We start from the raw sequence: 13888 nt of genomic DNA, 5'->3' as shown, positions 1-13888 counted from the left end.
GCCGGCTCAGTCCCGGGCGCGGTCGGCGTCCGGGAGGATCCGGCCGAGGACGGCGGAGACGATCGCGACGACGACGGCGGCGAGCACGGCGGTCCAGAAGAAGTCCTCGACCTCCAGCACGAACGGCGTGAAGCCGGACAGCCATGCGGTGAGGGTGATCATGAGGGCGTTGACCACGATCGCGAACAGGCCCAGGGTGAGGCAGGTGATGGGCGCGGAGACGAAGGCGACGAGCGGCCGGACGAGCGCGTTCACCAGGCCGAAGACGATCGCCACGACGAGGTAGGCGATGACGGCCGCGGGTCGCTCGCCCACGCTGTCGGCCAGCGCCGTGCTGCCGGTGATGTCCATGCCGGGGAGCAGCCAGACGGCGGCCGCCAGCGCGAGTGCATTCACGATCGTGCGGATGAGGAAGCCCATGGCCCCAGGCTAGCGGAGGGACCTGAGCGTGAGACCGCCTCGCGTGAGGGAGCTCATGTCCCTATACTCGTACGCTGGCAGTAGAGGTTGCCGGCCCGGGCACTGCAGCCCGGGGGCACAGACCACCAAGCGAGGTATTCGAACCCCATGCGCACCCCCACCCCCGGCCGCCTCACGGCCCTCTCCGCGGCTGCGGCCGCCTCCGTCCTCGTCCTCTCCGCCTGCGGCGACGGCGGCGGCTCCTCCGGCGGCGAGGGGGAGAGCTACTCGATCGGCATCAGCCAGCTCGTGCAGCACCCGGCGCTCGACGCCTCCGCGGAGGGCTTCAAGGAGGCGTTCGCGGACGCCGGCTACACGGAGGGCGAGAACGTCGAGTTCGACCTGCAGAACGCCAACGGCGAGCAGGCCACGGCGGTCTCGATCGCGCAGTCCTTCGCGACGGACGGCCACGACCTCGTCCTCGCGATCGCGACCCCGGCCGCGCAGGCCGCGGCCCAGGCGATCATGGACGCCCCCGTGCTCTTCACCTCGGTGACCGATCCGGTGGCCGCGGACCTCGTCGACTCGCTCGAGCAGCCGGGCGGGAACGTCACCGGCACGAGCGACCTCGCCTCGATCCCGGAGCAGTTCGACCTGCTCGCGCAGCTGGTGCCGGACGCGGAGACGGTCGGCATCGTCTACAGCTCCGGGGAGGTCAACTCCGAGGTCCAGGTCGACGCCGCGAAGGAGGCCGCCCAGGGCCACGGGATCGAGATCGCGGAGCAGACGGTCACCACCGCCAACGACATCGGACAGGCGGTCTCCGCGCTCGGCGACGTCGATGCGATCTACGTGCCCACGGACAACATGGTGGTCTCCGGGATCGGCTCGCTCGTGCAGTCCGCCGAGTCCGCCGGCATCCCGGTGATCGGCGCCGAGGCCGGGACGGTGGAGGGCGGTGCGGCGGCCACGCTGGGCATCGACTACCACGAGCTCGGGAAGCAGACGGGCGAGATGGCGCTGCGCATCCTCGAGGAGGACGCGGATCCGGCAGAGACCCCGGTGGAGACCGCCTCGAAGACGACCTACGTGGTCAACGAGGCGGCGGCCGAGGCGCAGGGCGTCGAGATCCCGGCGGAGATCCTGGACCAGGCCGAGAAGGTCGGCTGAGGCGATGATCGGGGCAGTCGAGCTCGGCGTCATCTACGGCGTCATGGCGCTGGGGGTCTACCTCACCTTCCGCGTGCTCAACTTCGCGGACCTCACGGTGGACGGCAGCTTCACCTCCGGTGCGGGAGTGGGCGCGTCGATGGTCCTGGCGGGGCAGGATCCGGCGCTGGCGACGCTCGCCGGCGCCGGCGCCGGTCTGGTCGCCGGTGCGATCACCGGGCTGCTCCACACCAAGGGCGGGATCGACGGGCTGCTCTCCGGCATCCTCACGATGATCGCCCTGTGGTCGATCAACCTGCGGATCATGGGGAAGGCCAACCTGCCGCTGCTGCGTCAGGACACCCTCTTCACCCCGCTGCGCGAGGCGGATCTGCTGGGCACCTGGGGCAGTGTGGCGATCCTCGCTGCGTGCGTGCTGGTGCTGGGAGCCGCGGTCGTGTGGTTCCTCTCGACCGACCTGGGGCTGGCGATCCAGGCGACCGGCGACAACGGCCCCATGGTCCGCAGCCTGGGCGTGAGCACGGACTTCACGACGATCCTCACGCTCGCGCTCTCCAACGGCTTCGTCGCCGCGTGCGGCGCCCTCGTCGCCCAGTACCAGGGCTTCGCGGACATCAGCATGGGGATCGGGCTCATCCTCGTGGGGCTGGCCTCGGTGATCCTCGGCCAGGCCCTGCTGGGCCGGCGCCGGGTGTGGCAGGCCGTCCTCGCCGCCGTGGTCGGCGCGGTGGTCTACCGCCTCATCATCTTCGCCGCCCTCTGGGTCGGACTCGACCCCAACGACGTGCGCGCGGTCACCGCGGTGCTCGTCGTCCTCGCGCTGCTGCTGCCCCGGTGGGGACTGCTGCGCAGGCTGCCGCGGCTGGGCAGGTCAGGACGCGTGGAGCCGCCGCCCGCGGCAGCCGCATCCCCTGCCGCGGACTCCGCAGGGGATCCGGTCCCCGCGGCGGCGGCCTCCGAACGGAAGGGAGTCTGACATGCTCACGGCCTCATCGGTGTCACTCACGTTCTTCCCCGGCACCGTCAACGAGCGCAGGGCGCTGCGGGACCTCAGCCTGCATCTGGACAGCGGCGACTTCGTCACCGTGATCGGCTCCAACGGCGCGGGGAAGTCGACCCTGCTGAACTCCCTCGCGGGCCGCTACCGGGTGGACTCCGGGTCGATCCGGGTCGACGGCACGGACGTGGCGCGCATGTCCGAGCACCGGCGCGCCCGCTACATGGGCCGCGTCTTCCAGGACCCGATGGCCGGGACGGCCCCCACGCTCACGATCGAACAGAACCTCGCGGTCGCGCTGCGGCGCGGTCGCCGGCGCGGGCTGGGCCTCGGGCTCACGGCCGCGCGCCGGGAACGCTTCCGCGAGGAGCTCGCCTCGCTGGAGCTCGGGCTCGAGAACCGGCTCACGGCACAGGTGGGGCTGCTCTCCGGGGGTCAGCGGCAGGCGCTGTCCCTCCTCATGGCCGGCTTCACCCAGCCGCGGATCCTGCTGCTCGACGAGCACACCGCCGCACTGGACCCGCAGCGGGCGGAGCTCGTCACGGAGCTCACGGAGCGGATCGTGTCCCGCGGCCGGCTCACCACCCTCATGGTCACGCACAACATGCAGCAGGCGCTGCGGCTGGGCAACAGGCTCGTCATGATGCACGAGGGGCGGATCGTGTACGAGGCGGGACCGGAGGAGAAGCCCGGTCTCACGCCCGAGGACCTCATGGCGGAGTTCGCGAAGATCAAGGGCGCGGAGCTGGGGGACTCGGCGCTGCTGGGCTGAGCGCTCACGCGGGCGGAGCTCACACCTCGGCGCGGAGGGCCGCCAGCACCTTCCTGCCCATCGCCCGGTTCTTCTTCCCGTCCAGCAGGGCCGTCGGTGCGGCGGGAGCGCCGGTGACGGTCAGGGACACCTCGGCGGACCGGCCCACGGGCTGCACGCGGGCGGTGACCACATGGCCCCAGCTGAAGAGCGATGCCTGCGTGCGGAAGACGAGGATGCGGGCCTCGGGGTCGCGCTCGAGCACCGAGTGGGCCCCCGCGGCGCAGCGGTCGAGTGCTGCGAAGACGCGGTCGGCGCTCTCTGCGAACCGCTCGGTCACGGTGGTGCTCAGCATGGGGTGTCTCTCCTGTGGGGGTGCGGCGGGGTCCTCGCGATCCCCACATCCCCCACGCTAGGCCCGCGCCCGCCTCGGGCATCGCGGACGGTGTGGCGGAGCTGGGAGCGGTGTTCCGGATCCGACACACGACCGCCCCGGCAGGAGCATGTCCTGCCGGGGCGGTGCACGCCTTCCGCTCACTCCCCGCTCAGTCCCCGGAGAGCGCCTCCAGCGTCTGCCGGGCGTTGTCGTCCAGCGGCGTGGAGCGGCGGGTGGACGTGTCCGTGAGGACCATGACCGATTCCGCGCGGGCGTGGACGAGCCCCTCGCTGACGAGCAGCTGCTCGACGACGAGGGAGCTGCGGCCCACGGAGACCACGCGCGTGCCCACCTCGACCTCGCCCGGCCACAGGATCTCGCGCTCGTACTCGATCGTGATCCTGGCGAGGACGAACGCCCGCGAGGGATCCGCCGCCACCTGACGGAGGCGATCGGCAAGCTCCACGCGCCCGGTCTCGAAGAACGTCGCGTAGACGGCGTTGTTGATGTGGCCCTGGCGGTCCGTGTCCGCGTAGCGGAGCTTGTCGAAGGAGCGCAGGGGGAAGCCGGAGAGAGGGTGCTGCGCGCTCATCAGTAGGCCTTGATCCGCTGCTCGACGATGAGGTGGATGAGTGCGAACCGGCCCTCGTCCAGCGCGGCGAAGGCGGCGTCGAGGGCCGCGGGCACGTCCGCGTCCCGCTCCACGCGGATCCCCGTCCCGCCGAAGGCCTCGGCCAGCACCGCGAAGTCCGGGTTCACCATCTGCGTGCCGGAGATCCGTCCGGGATAGTGGTTCTCCTGGTGCGTGCGGATGGTGCCGTACTCCTGGTTGTCCATGACGACGACGAGGGGGTGCGCGCCGTACTGGGCCGCGGTCGCGAGCTCCTGTCCGTTCATGAGGAACTCGCCGTCGCCGGCGATGGAGATCACCTGGCGGTCCGGGTACCGCAGCGAGGCCGCGACGGCGGAGGGGATCGAGTAGCCCATGGAGCCGTTGCGCGCGGAGAGCATGGAGGCGTAGCCGTTGGTGGGGAAGTACCTGTGGGCCCAGTTCGTGTGCTCGCCGGCGCCGAAGGTCACCATCGCGTCGTCCTCGAGCCGCTCGACGAGCCCGCCCATGAGGGTGGCCATGCGCGCCTGCCCCTCGCCCGGGGTCGGGTCCGGAGCGGTGGAGAACGCGACCTGCTCCTGGCGCAGCTGGTTGGTCCACTTCCGCCAGGAGTCCTGGACGGGAAGGTCCATGCGCACGAGGTCGCGGACGAACGGCTCCGGCTTCGCCACGATCTGGTGCGAGACCGGACCGGAGCGGCCGCGGAGGGCGGGGTCGATCGCGACGATGAAGTTCGACTTGTCCCAGTTCTGGCGGACCGTGAAGCCGTCGGTGATGACATCGCCGGGGACCGTGCCCACGAACACCAGCAGGTCCGAGTCGTCGAGCAGCGTCTGCGTGAACGCCGGACGGCCGTACCCCAGCGGTCCCACGTAGGACGGGGAGCCGAACGGCACGGTGCCCTCGCAGCGCCATTCCGCCGCGGCCGGGAGGTTGTGGGCCTCGAGCCAGCGGGTGAAGTCGTCCGCCGTCTCGTGCGTCCAGTCGTTGCCGCCGAACACGAAGAGAGGGCGTTCGGAGACCTCCAGTGCGGAGCGCAGGGCCTTCCAGTCCTCGACGGTCATGCCGCCGGTGGCGACGGGGATCTGCGGATGCACGAGGTCCTCGTGCGCCTGCCGGATGACGTCCTCCGGCAGGCCGACCACCACGGGCCCCGGACGGCCGGAGTTCGCGGCGAACATGGCCTCGGCCACGATCTCCGAGGCGCGCTCGGGGTGGTCGAGGACCATGACGCGCTTGGCGCCGGTGTCGAACCACGCCTTGGGGTCGAACTCCTGGAAGGCCTCCTTCTCCCGGTGCTCGAACGGGATGAGGCCCACGAAGAGGACCATCGGGGTCGAGTCCTGCCATGCGGTGTGCAGGCCCACGTGGGCGTTCGCCGCGCCCGGCCCGCGTGTCACCATCGCCACTCCGGGCACGGTGCTCATCTTCCCGTCCGCCTCCGCCATGTACGCGGCGCCGCCCTCGTGGCGGCAGACGACGGTCTGGATGCTGGAGTCGTGGAGGCCGTCGAGGACCTCGAGGTACGACTCTCCCGGAACGACGTAGACGCGCTCGACTCCGTGCTCCTCAAGGGTTCTCACGATCATGTGCCCTGCGGAGGGGCCGCCTTTCGACGGAGAGGGGGACGCCATTGTTTCTCCTTCTGGAACCAGTTCTGGTCTCGCGTGGTCGCTGCTGACTTCCGGGGTCTGCCCATTATGCGCGGACGCGCGCGGTTCTCCGCGCATATGGCCGGGATGTGGGAAAACACGGCGATGATCTCGGAGTATGAGACCCGGCTCACGGACCGCGGCTGCGTTCCTCCGCCTCGTTCCTCACCTCCCCTCTCACCCGTGGAATATGACGATCGTGTTGCGATTCCGCGCTCCGGGCCGCTGATGCGCTCCCTGAGATGACGATCACAGCGTGGTGTGCGTAGGCTGTAGACATGACCACGAATGTGACAGCCGACACTGCCGCGCCTCTCGTCGAGATGCGCGGGGTGCAGAAGCACTTCGGCGACTTCCAGGCGCTCAAGGACATCGACCTCGACGTGGCCCGCGGCGAGGTCGTCGTCGTGATCGGGCCCTCCGGCTCCGGCAAGTCCACACTCTGCAGGACGATCAACCGGCTGGAGACCATCACGGAGGGGACCATCCGGGTCGACGGCAGGGACCTCCCGCAGGAGGGCGCCGCCCTCGCCCGGCTGCGCTCCGACGTGGGCATGGTCTTCCAGTCCTTCAACCTCTTCGCCCACCTCACCATCCTCGACAATGTGACCCTGGGGCCCATCCGCGTCCGGGGGCTGAAGAAGGCGGAGGCGGAGGCCGAGGCCATGCGTCTGCTCGACCGCGTGGGCGTGGCGCATCAGGCGCAGAAGTTACCGGCGCAGATCTACGCCGGTCAGCAGCAGCGCGTCGCCATCGCCCGGTCGCTCGCGATGAAGCCCAAGCTCATGCTCTTCGACGAGCCCACCTCCGCCCTGGACCCGGAGATGATCAACGAGGTCCTCGACACGATGGTCGAACTCGCGGAGGAGGGCATGACGATGGTCGTCGTCACCCACGAGATGGGCTTCGCTCGCAAGGCCGCGCACCGGGTGGTCTTCATGGCCGACGGCGAGATCGTCGAGGTCGCGGAGCCGGAGCGGTTCTTCACGGACCCGCAGTCCGACCGCGCCAAGGACTTCCTCTCGAAGATCCTCACCCACTGACTCGGCCGTCGCACGGCGCACGGCTCCCACGCATCCGTCAGAAGGAGACAACCATGAAGAAGATCAGCACCCTCGCAGCAGCCGCGGCGGCCGGCCTGCTCGTCCTGTCCGGCTGCGGTCAGTCCGGCACCCCGGACGCCCCGGCGGAGGAGGGCGGCGGTGCCGCCGGCGGCGGCGAAGCGCCGGAGTACGAGGTCGTCACGGACGCGGACCTCTCCGACAGCGACACCTGGCAGGCGGCCAAGGACGCCGGCACGCTGAAGATCGGTGTGAAGTACGACCAGCCCGGTCTGGGCAACGTGAGCGCCGGCGCGGAGGAGCCGGAGGGCTTCGACATCGAGATCTCCAAGATCGTCGCGGGCCAGCTCGGCTTCGCGCCGGACGAGATCGAGTGGGTGGAGACCGTCTCCGCCAACCGCGAGACCTTCATCCAGCAGGGCAACGTCGACCTGGTGGTGGCGACCTACACGATCAACGACGAGCGCAAGCAGGTCGTGGACTTCGCCGGCCCGTACTACGTCGCGGGCCAGGACCTGCTCGTCGCCGCGGATTCGGACATCGCCGGCCCGGACGACCTCGCGGGCAAGACCGTCTGCTCCGTCGACGGCTCGACGCCGGCCCAGCGCATCGAGGAGGAGTACACGGATGCCGAGCTGCAGACCTTCGACGCGTACTCCACCTGCGTGGACCAGCTGCAGAGCGGCTCGGTCGACGCGGTGACGACGGACGACGCGATCCTGCGCGGCTACGCGGCGCAGTACGACGGCGAGTTCAAGGTCGTGGGCGACCCCTTCTCCGAGGAGCCCTACGGCATCGGCCTGCCCAAGGGCGACGACGCGCTGCGCACCGCGCTCAACGACGCGATCGAGAACGCGGAGGACAACGGCGACTGGACGGCTGCCTTCGAGTACACCCTCGGGGACGCCTCCGGCGTCGAGATGCCCGAGGTCGACCGGTACTGACCCGCGCTGACGCATCCGTGACTGCCCGGAACGCCGCGAGGCGGCGTTCCGGGCAGGTCCGGTGCACAGCGGTCTTCGAGAGGCAACTGTGGACTTCCCAGCTCTGTTCGAGATCTTCCTGAGCGGCACCTTCGGCACGCTCAGGCTCTTCGCCGTCACGCTCGTCGGCTGCCTCGTGGGCGGCACGATCCTCGCGGCCATGCGCGTCTCACCCACCCCGGTGCTCCGCGCGGCGGCGTCGACCTACGTGAATGTCGTGCGGAACACCCCGCTCACCCTCGTGATGTTCTTCTGCGTGCTGGGCCTGCCGTACCTGGACATCCGGTTCAGCGACTCGGCCTCGATCAACTCCTTCGCGCTGGCCTGCCTCGCGCTCATCGCCTACACCTCGTGCTTCGTGGCGGAGGTGCTGCGCTCGGGCATCTCGACCATCCCCGTGGGGCAGGCGGAGGCCGCGCGCTCCATCGGACTGACGTTCTCGCAGTCGCTGCGGCTCGTGATCCTGCCGCAGGCGTTCCGGACGGTGGTGCCGCCCCTGGGCAGCGTGATCATCGCGATGCTGAAGAACACCTCGATCGCCTCCGCATTCAACAACCGAGAGCTGATCTCCGCCATGCGCAACGCGATCGAGGTCCGGGGCGACATCGTCGTCCCGCTGCTGTTCGCCACCGCACTGGTCTATCTGCTGCTCGCCCTCGCGCTGGGCCGGGTGTTCGACTACCTCGAGAGGAAGTGGGTGATCCTGCGATGAGCGCTCCGACTCAGGTCCTCTTCGACGAGCCGGGTCCCAAGGCCCGCCGGAACAACATCATCCTGTCCGTGGTCTCCGGCCTCGTCCTCGCCGGTGTCCTCGCCTACGTCGTCTGGCGGTTCGGGGCCGCCGGGCAGCTCACGGCCGCCAAATGGGAGCCCTTCGCCTACACCGTCATCCAGACGACCCTCCTCAAGGGCATGTGGGCGACGCTCAAGGTCGCAGTGGTCGCCTCGGTCATCGCACTGGCGATCGGCATCACCTTCGCACTGCTGCGCCTGGCTCCCACGCGGGCGGTGTCGCTGCCCTCCACCGTCGTGCTCGAGGTGTTCCGCGGCGTCCCGGTGCTCCTGCTGATCTTCGCGACCTTCCTGCTCTTCGGCAATCAGATCGGCTCCTTCTGGTCCGTGGTGATCGGGCTCGCGCTCTACAACGGCATGGTGATCGCGGAGATCATGCGGGCGGGCATCCTCGCGGTGCCGCGCGGTCAGCGCGAGGCGGCCATGTCCCTCGGTCTGCGGGGCGGTCAGACCATGCGCCTGGTCCTCATGCCGCAGGCGATCCGCGCCATGATGCCCACCCTCATCGCACAGGTGGTGGTCCTGCTCAAGGACTCCGCACTGGGCTACATGGTCACGTACCAGGACCTCCTCTACCAGGTCCGCCTCGTGGGACGGGACTACAACAACCTGCTTCCCACCTTCATCGTGGGCGCGGCCCTGTTCATCGTCATCAACATGCTCGTCGCCGCGTTCGCGCGGTGGCTGGAGTCCCGGATGCAGCGGAAGACCGCGGCGAGGACCGGCTCCGCGAAGGCGGACCGCTGAACCGGGCGCGCACATCTCTCAGTTCGACAGGAAAGGACGGCAGCATGGCTGATCCGATCACGGTCTCCACACCGCACGACATCGTCGAGGACGCAGAGCGGAGCAGGATCCTCATCCGCGACATCTCCGGGGACGCGCCGGTGCTGGTGGGCTTCCTGGAGTACCGCCTGGAGGGCGGGGTGCGGGTCATCCTCCACACGATCATCGACGAGGCGTACTCCCGGCAGGGCTGGGCGCGCACCCTCGTGACGGAGGCGCTCGCGCGGTTCGCCGAGGACGGCATCAGGATCCGCTCCATGTGCAGCTACGTGGACACGTTCATGGAGCGCTTCCCGCAGTACCGCCGCCTCCTGGCCTGAGCCGGCGGCGCGCGGAGCCGGGCGTCTCAGACCCCCACGTGCACCTCGCCCACGGGCACGGCGCAGCAGCTGAGAGCGCTGCCGGGGGCGGGTTCCGCCGTGTGGTCGAGGACGTGCTCGATGACGCCGGGGCCGCCCACGCGGATCGCGCAGGTGCCGCACGACCCGGATCTGCAGGTGAAGGGGATGCGGGCGCCATCGGCCTCGAGCGCTTCGAGCAGGGTCCCGTCCTCCGGCTCCCAGCCCAGCCTGCGCCCGTCCGCTCTCACGAGGACGGCCGGCGGTCTTCCCGCGAGCCGCTCCCCGGTGTCGCTCACCGGTGAGGCGAAGGACTCGCTCACGACCGCCGCGGCGGGCAGTCCCGCAGCCCGGGCGGCCGCCCGGGCCGCGGCGACGAAGCTCTCCCCGCCGCACAGCACCGCCGCCGAGGCCCCTGCGAGGAAGGCGGTGAGCTCGGTCCCGGTCGGTCGGCCCCGGACGGCGGTGTCCCACAGGTCCACCGGCGCGTCGGTGAGGCGGGTGAGCGATTCGACGGAGGCCCGGGAGAGACCTCGGTCGATGTGCAGGCAGCGGACCTGAGCCCCGGCGGCCAGCTCCGGCAGCAGGGAGAGCGCCGTGGTGAGGCCGATTCCCGCCGTCAGCACTGCGATCCGCGGGGAGCCGCAGGCCTCGGTCACGGTCTCCGTGCCCGCCGTGCGGTCCGTGCGCGCTGCGGCGAGCACCGACTCCGGGGTGGCGGAGCCGAAGGGGCCGGACACCAGCAGCGAGTCTCCCTGCCGCAGTGCCGCGAGTGCGGCGGAGACCTCTCCGCGCTCCTCGACGAGGAGCGAGAATTCGCTGCCGCGGACCAGACACGCGGTATAGGTCCGCCAGAGGGGGCCGTGGGCGCCGGCGAGATGGACGCGCACGTGCATGCCGGGACGCCAGTGTGCGGCGAACCAGCCATAGGGGTCGTGCAGTCGCAGGTGGTGCCGGCCGGGTTCGAGGGTCGCGGAGTCCTGCACCCGGAGGAGGCGGGGGCCGGTGCCCGCCGGCAGCGGACGGGGCGAGGCCCCGTCCAGGAGCTCGATGCCGTCCCCCGCCGCGATCCTGCCGGGGGAGAGGACCGTGCCGTAGACGCCCATGTGGATGTGCCCCACCGCGGTGGACAGCAGCCGCGGGACATTGAGGTCCGAGCGTGCCGTGCGGGGATCCACCTTGGTGGCCGCGCAGCGTTCGATCGTGGAGCGGATGAAGACGACCGCCCCGCCGATCCGCACGGTGCGGCCCACGAGGCCGAACTCCGCGAACGGTGCGAGTCCTTCGAGGAGGAGGTTGCCGCGGAAGCGCAGGGGGTCGATGTCCGTGCCGGTCGCCTCGGCCAGCGTGCGGACGGAGGCGAGGCTGATGAGGCTGAGATGCCCCTCCCGGTCGTCGAACATGCCCTGCGGCGCGGCCGCGGTGGAGGCGGTGGTGAAGGCGAGGTCCTGCGGCGAGGTCCCGGGCAGCAGTGCGGCCAGCTCGGCGGCGGGGGCGGCCTCGGGACGGAGCGTGAATGTGGTGGGCGAAGCAGGCGCGGATGTGTCCGCCGCGGGCGGCGTGAGCCGGATGTGCCCGCCGGGCAGGGTCTCCACCGTCCACGCGGCGAGGTCGGAGCGCTTCTTGAGCGCGAGGAAGGCCGACCAGCTCCGCCATTCGCCGGAGGCCACCGGTGTGGTGCCGTCGGCCAGCGCCAGCACCCGATCGCCTGCGATCCCCGCACCGGGAGCCACCCGGGCGGAGCTCAGGGTTTCGGCGGGGAAGCCCTTGACGGGGAAGCGGTGGAGGGAGCGGACCTCGGCGATCATTCCACCGATGCTACCCGCACCTCCCTCGCCTCCCCGTCAGTCGAAGCAGTGCTCAGTCCGAGCAGTGCTCAGTCGAAGCGGCGGAAGCTCTTCTTCGACTCCGTGCGGCCGGAGTCGCGGCGCGGACCGCGGTCCCCCCTGTAGCCGCCGCGCCCCTCGCGGCCGTCGCCGCGCTTGCGGAACGGGCGGCCGGGGCGGCCGTTGTCCGGGCGCAGGTCGATCCGCTTGCCCTGGATCTTCGTGTTCTGCAGGCGGGAGAGCACGTTCTCCGGCAGGGACTCCGGGAGGTCCACGAGCGAGTGGCCGGCGCGGATGTCGATCGCGCCGATCTGCGCGGAGGTGAGTCCGCCCTCGTTCGCGATCGCACCCACGATGCCGCCGGGCTGCACGCGGTCGTTGCGGCCCACCGCGATGCGGTAGGTGCGCATGCCCGGCCGGCTGCCCTTCCGGTCGCCGCGCTCATTGCGGTTCGCACGGGCCTTGGGCTCCGGCAGCGGCTCCGCCGTGAGGCTCTCGCCGTCGAGCAGGAGGACCGCGAGCGCAGCCGCTACCTCCTCCGCGGGGACCTCGTGGGTGCGGACGAAGTCCGCGATGACGGGACGGACCTCGTCGAGGTCCTTCTCCGCGAGCGCCGTGGAGATGCGGGTGGTGAAGCGCTCCACCCGGCTGGAGGTGAGCTGCTCCACGGTCGGCAGGGTGAGCGGCTCGACCTTCTGCCGGGTCGCCTTCTCGATCTGACGCAGCATGTGCGACTCGCGCGGGGTGACGAAGAGGATCGCCTCACCGGAGCGTCCGGCGCGGCCCGTGCGGCCGATCCGGTGCACGTAGGACTCGGTGTCGTGCGGCACGTCGTAGTTGACGACCAGCTCGATCCGCTCCACGTCGAGACCGCGCGCGGCGACGTCCGTGGCGACGAGGATGTCGATCTGTCCGCCGCGCAGCTGCTCGACGGTGCGCTCGCGCGCCTGCTGCGGGATGTCGCCGTTGATGGCGGCGGCGCGCATGCCGCGGGCGCGCAGCTTGTCCGCGAGCTCCTCGGTGGCCTGCTTGGTGCGGACGAACATGATGATGCCGTCGTACTCCTCGACCTCGAGGATGCGGGTGAGGGCGTCGAGCTTGTGCGAGTGCATGACCGTGAGGAAGCGCTGGCGGATGTTCGCGCCCGTCGTGGTCTTCGCCGCGACCCGCACCTCCTCCGGGGAGTTGAGGTACTTGCCGGTGATCCGGTGGATCGAGGACGGCATGGTCGCGGAGAACAGTGCCACCTGGCGGGAGTCGCCGGCCTTCGCGAAGATCTCCTCGATGTCGTCGGCGAAGCCCATCTTCAGCATCTCGTCCGCCTCGTCGAGCACCAGATGGCGCAGGGAGCCGAGGTCCAGGGAACCGCGCTTGAGGTGGTCGATGACGCGGCCGGGCGTGCCCACCACCACCTGGGCCCCGCGGCGCAGGCCCGCGAGCTGGGGCCCGTAGGACTGGCCGCCGTAGATCGGCAGCACGGTGAAGTCCGGGAGATGGGCGGCATAGGAGGTGAAGGCCTCGGCGACCTGCAGGGCGAGCTCACGGGTGGGGGTGAGCACGAGGGCATAGGGTCCCGCCTCGGGACGGCCCAGGTCCGCGATGCGGGAGAGGACCGGGAGCGCGAACGCGGCGGTCTTGCCGGTGCCGGTCTGCGCGAGGCCGATCACGTCGCGGCCGGAGAGCAGGAGGGGGATGGTCCGCTCCTGGATCGCCGAGGGGCTCTCGTAGCCCAGGCCGCTGACGGCCTTCGCGACGGCGGGGTGCAGATCCATGTCCGCGAAGGTGGGACCGGCGGCGGCCGCGGGCTCCGTCTCCAGGGCAGGGGTGAGTGAGGTCTCGGTCATGGGTGACTCGTTCTCGTTCCATGTTGTGACCGCGCGCATGATCGCAGGGGACTTGGATGGCGATCGGCCAGCTCGGCCGGGAGTGCTCACTTCGGGTGCACTGGAGAGGGCCGGTGACGTCCGGTGCGGCAGAGGGGGCGGGAGGACCGCCTGCACTGTGCGCAGCTGACGTCGGATGTGGCAGCGGGGTGCGGCTCACCAGTCTACACGGGATGCCCCGGGCACCGGTCCTCGGCGAGGGTACGGAACATCACACTGCCCCCGCCCGTCCCGGCAGGGGCGCGAGTGGGAGGGGGACTGCGG

Annotated in this window: 14 protein-coding genes; 8 read left to right on the top strand and 6 right to left on the bottom strand. The window is 70.7% G+C overall.

All coding sequences use genetic code 11. The features are described from left to right. Window positions 1-6: 6 nt before the first annotated feature. Window positions 7-420, bottom strand: a complete 414-nt coding sequence (locus tag Q0A33_RS09110) for a phage holin family protein (RefSeq protein WP_291795307.1) — start codon at window positions 418-420, stop codon at window positions 7-9. Between the two features lie 147 nt (window positions 421-567). Between Q0A33_RS09110 and Q0A33_RS09105 the strand changes: the two genes are divergently transcribed. Genes Q0A33_RS09105 through Q0A33_RS09095 form a run of 3 tightly spaced genes read left to right on the top strand, consistent with a single transcriptional unit; the run spans window position 568 to window position 3338 of the window. Then, on the top strand, window positions 568-1569 hold the full coding sequence (locus Q0A33_RS09105) for an ABC transporter substrate-binding protein (protein ID WP_291795305.1): 1002 nt from the start codon (window positions 568-570) through the stop codon (window positions 1567-1569). Between the two features lie 4 nt (window positions 1570-1573). Further along, entirely contained in the window at window positions 1574-2545 is a 972-nt protein-coding gene (locus tag Q0A33_RS09100; protein WP_291795304.1) for an ABC transporter permease, read from the top strand. A 1-nt stretch (window position 2546) separates the two neighbouring features. Next, window positions 2547-3338 (top strand): ABC transporter ATP-binding protein, encoded by a 792-nt coding sequence (locus tag Q0A33_RS09095; protein ID WP_291795302.1) that lies wholly within the window; start codon window positions 2547-2549, stop codon window positions 3336-3338. Between the two features lie 19 nt (window positions 3339-3357). On the opposite strand, the gene Q0A33_RS09090 is transcribed toward Q0A33_RS09095, so the two are convergent. The 3 genes from Q0A33_RS09090 to Q0A33_RS09080 form a co-directional block, all read right to left on the bottom strand. Next, the gene (locus tag Q0A33_RS09090) at window positions 3358-3672 is read right to left on the bottom strand and encodes a hypothetical protein (RefSeq protein WP_291795300.1); all 315 of its coding nucleotides are present in this window, start codon (window positions 3670-3672) and stop codon (window positions 3358-3360) included. A gap of 190 nt (window positions 3673-3862) precedes the next feature. Next, on the bottom strand, window positions 3863-4285 hold the full coding sequence (locus Q0A33_RS09085) for a thioesterase family protein (RefSeq protein ID WP_291795298.1): 423 nt from the start codon (window positions 4283-4285) through the stop codon (window positions 3863-3865). After that, window positions 4285-5937, bottom strand: coding sequence for a thiamine pyrophosphate-dependent enzyme (locus Q0A33_RS09080; protein WP_291795296.1), 1653 nt, complete (start codon window positions 5935-5937; stop codon window positions 4285-4287). Before Q0A33_RS09080 ends, Q0A33_RS09085 begins: the two co-directional genes overlap by 1 nt. A gap of 296 nt (window positions 5938-6233) precedes the next feature. Between Q0A33_RS09080 and Q0A33_RS09075 the strand changes: the two genes are divergently transcribed. The 5 genes from Q0A33_RS09075 (at window position 6234) to Q0A33_RS09055 (ending at window position 9897) form a co-directional block, all read left to right on the top strand. Then, the gene (locus Q0A33_RS09075; RefSeq protein ID WP_291795295.1) at window positions 6234-6998 is read left to right on the top strand and encodes an amino acid ABC transporter ATP-binding protein; all 765 of its coding nucleotides are present in this window, start codon (window positions 6234-6236) and stop codon (window positions 6996-6998) included. A 53-nt stretch (window positions 6999-7051) separates the two neighbouring features. Continuing rightward, a complete protein-coding gene (locus Q0A33_RS09070; RefSeq protein ID WP_291795293.1) occupies window positions 7052-7960 on the top strand; it encodes a glutamate ABC transporter substrate-binding protein in 909 nt (302 codons plus the stop codon). An 88-nt stretch (window positions 7961-8048) separates the two neighbouring features. Then, the gene (locus tag Q0A33_RS09065) at window positions 8049-8711 is read left to right on the top strand and encodes an amino acid ABC transporter permease (RefSeq protein ID WP_291795291.1); all 663 of its coding nucleotides are present in this window, start codon (window positions 8049-8051) and stop codon (window positions 8709-8711) included. Continuing rightward, the gene (locus Q0A33_RS09060; RefSeq protein ID WP_291795289.1) at window positions 8708-9538 is read left to right on the top strand and encodes an amino acid ABC transporter permease; all 831 of its coding nucleotides are present in this window, start codon (window positions 8708-8710) and stop codon (window positions 9536-9538) included. The genes Q0A33_RS09065 and Q0A33_RS09060 overlap by 4 nt, the downstream gene beginning before the upstream one ends. 44 nt (window positions 9539-9582) lie before the next feature. Further along, complete coding sequence (locus Q0A33_RS09055) at window positions 9583-9897, top strand: GNAT family N-acetyltransferase (protein ID WP_291795287.1); 315 nt, start codon at window positions 9583-9585, stop codon at window positions 9895-9897. Between the two features lie 26 nt (window positions 9898-9923). Here the strand turns inward: Q0A33_RS09055 and Q0A33_RS09050 are convergent, their stop codons facing one another. Both Q0A33_RS09050 and Q0A33_RS09045 read right to left on the bottom strand, forming a co-directional pair. Next, the gene (locus Q0A33_RS09050) at window positions 9924-11723 is read right to left on the bottom strand and encodes a 2Fe-2S iron-sulfur cluster-binding protein (RefSeq protein ID WP_291795285.1); all 1800 of its coding nucleotides are present in this window, start codon (window positions 11721-11723) and stop codon (window positions 9924-9926) included. A 68-nt stretch (window positions 11724-11791) separates the two neighbouring features. Beyond that, a complete protein-coding gene (locus Q0A33_RS09045; protein ID WP_291795309.1) occupies window positions 11792-13513 on the bottom strand; it encodes a DEAD/DEAH box helicase in 1722 nt (573 codons plus the stop codon). Between the last annotated feature and the right edge of the window lie 375 nt (window positions 13514-13888).

Source organism: Brevibacterium sp. (genome assembly GCF_022712115.1).
GTDB classification, from domain to species: Bacteria; Actinomycetota; Actinomycetes; order Actinomycetales; family Brevibacteriaceae; genus Brevibacterium; species Brevibacterium salitolerans.
This window is presented reverse-complemented; position numbering and strand designations above follow the sequence as displayed.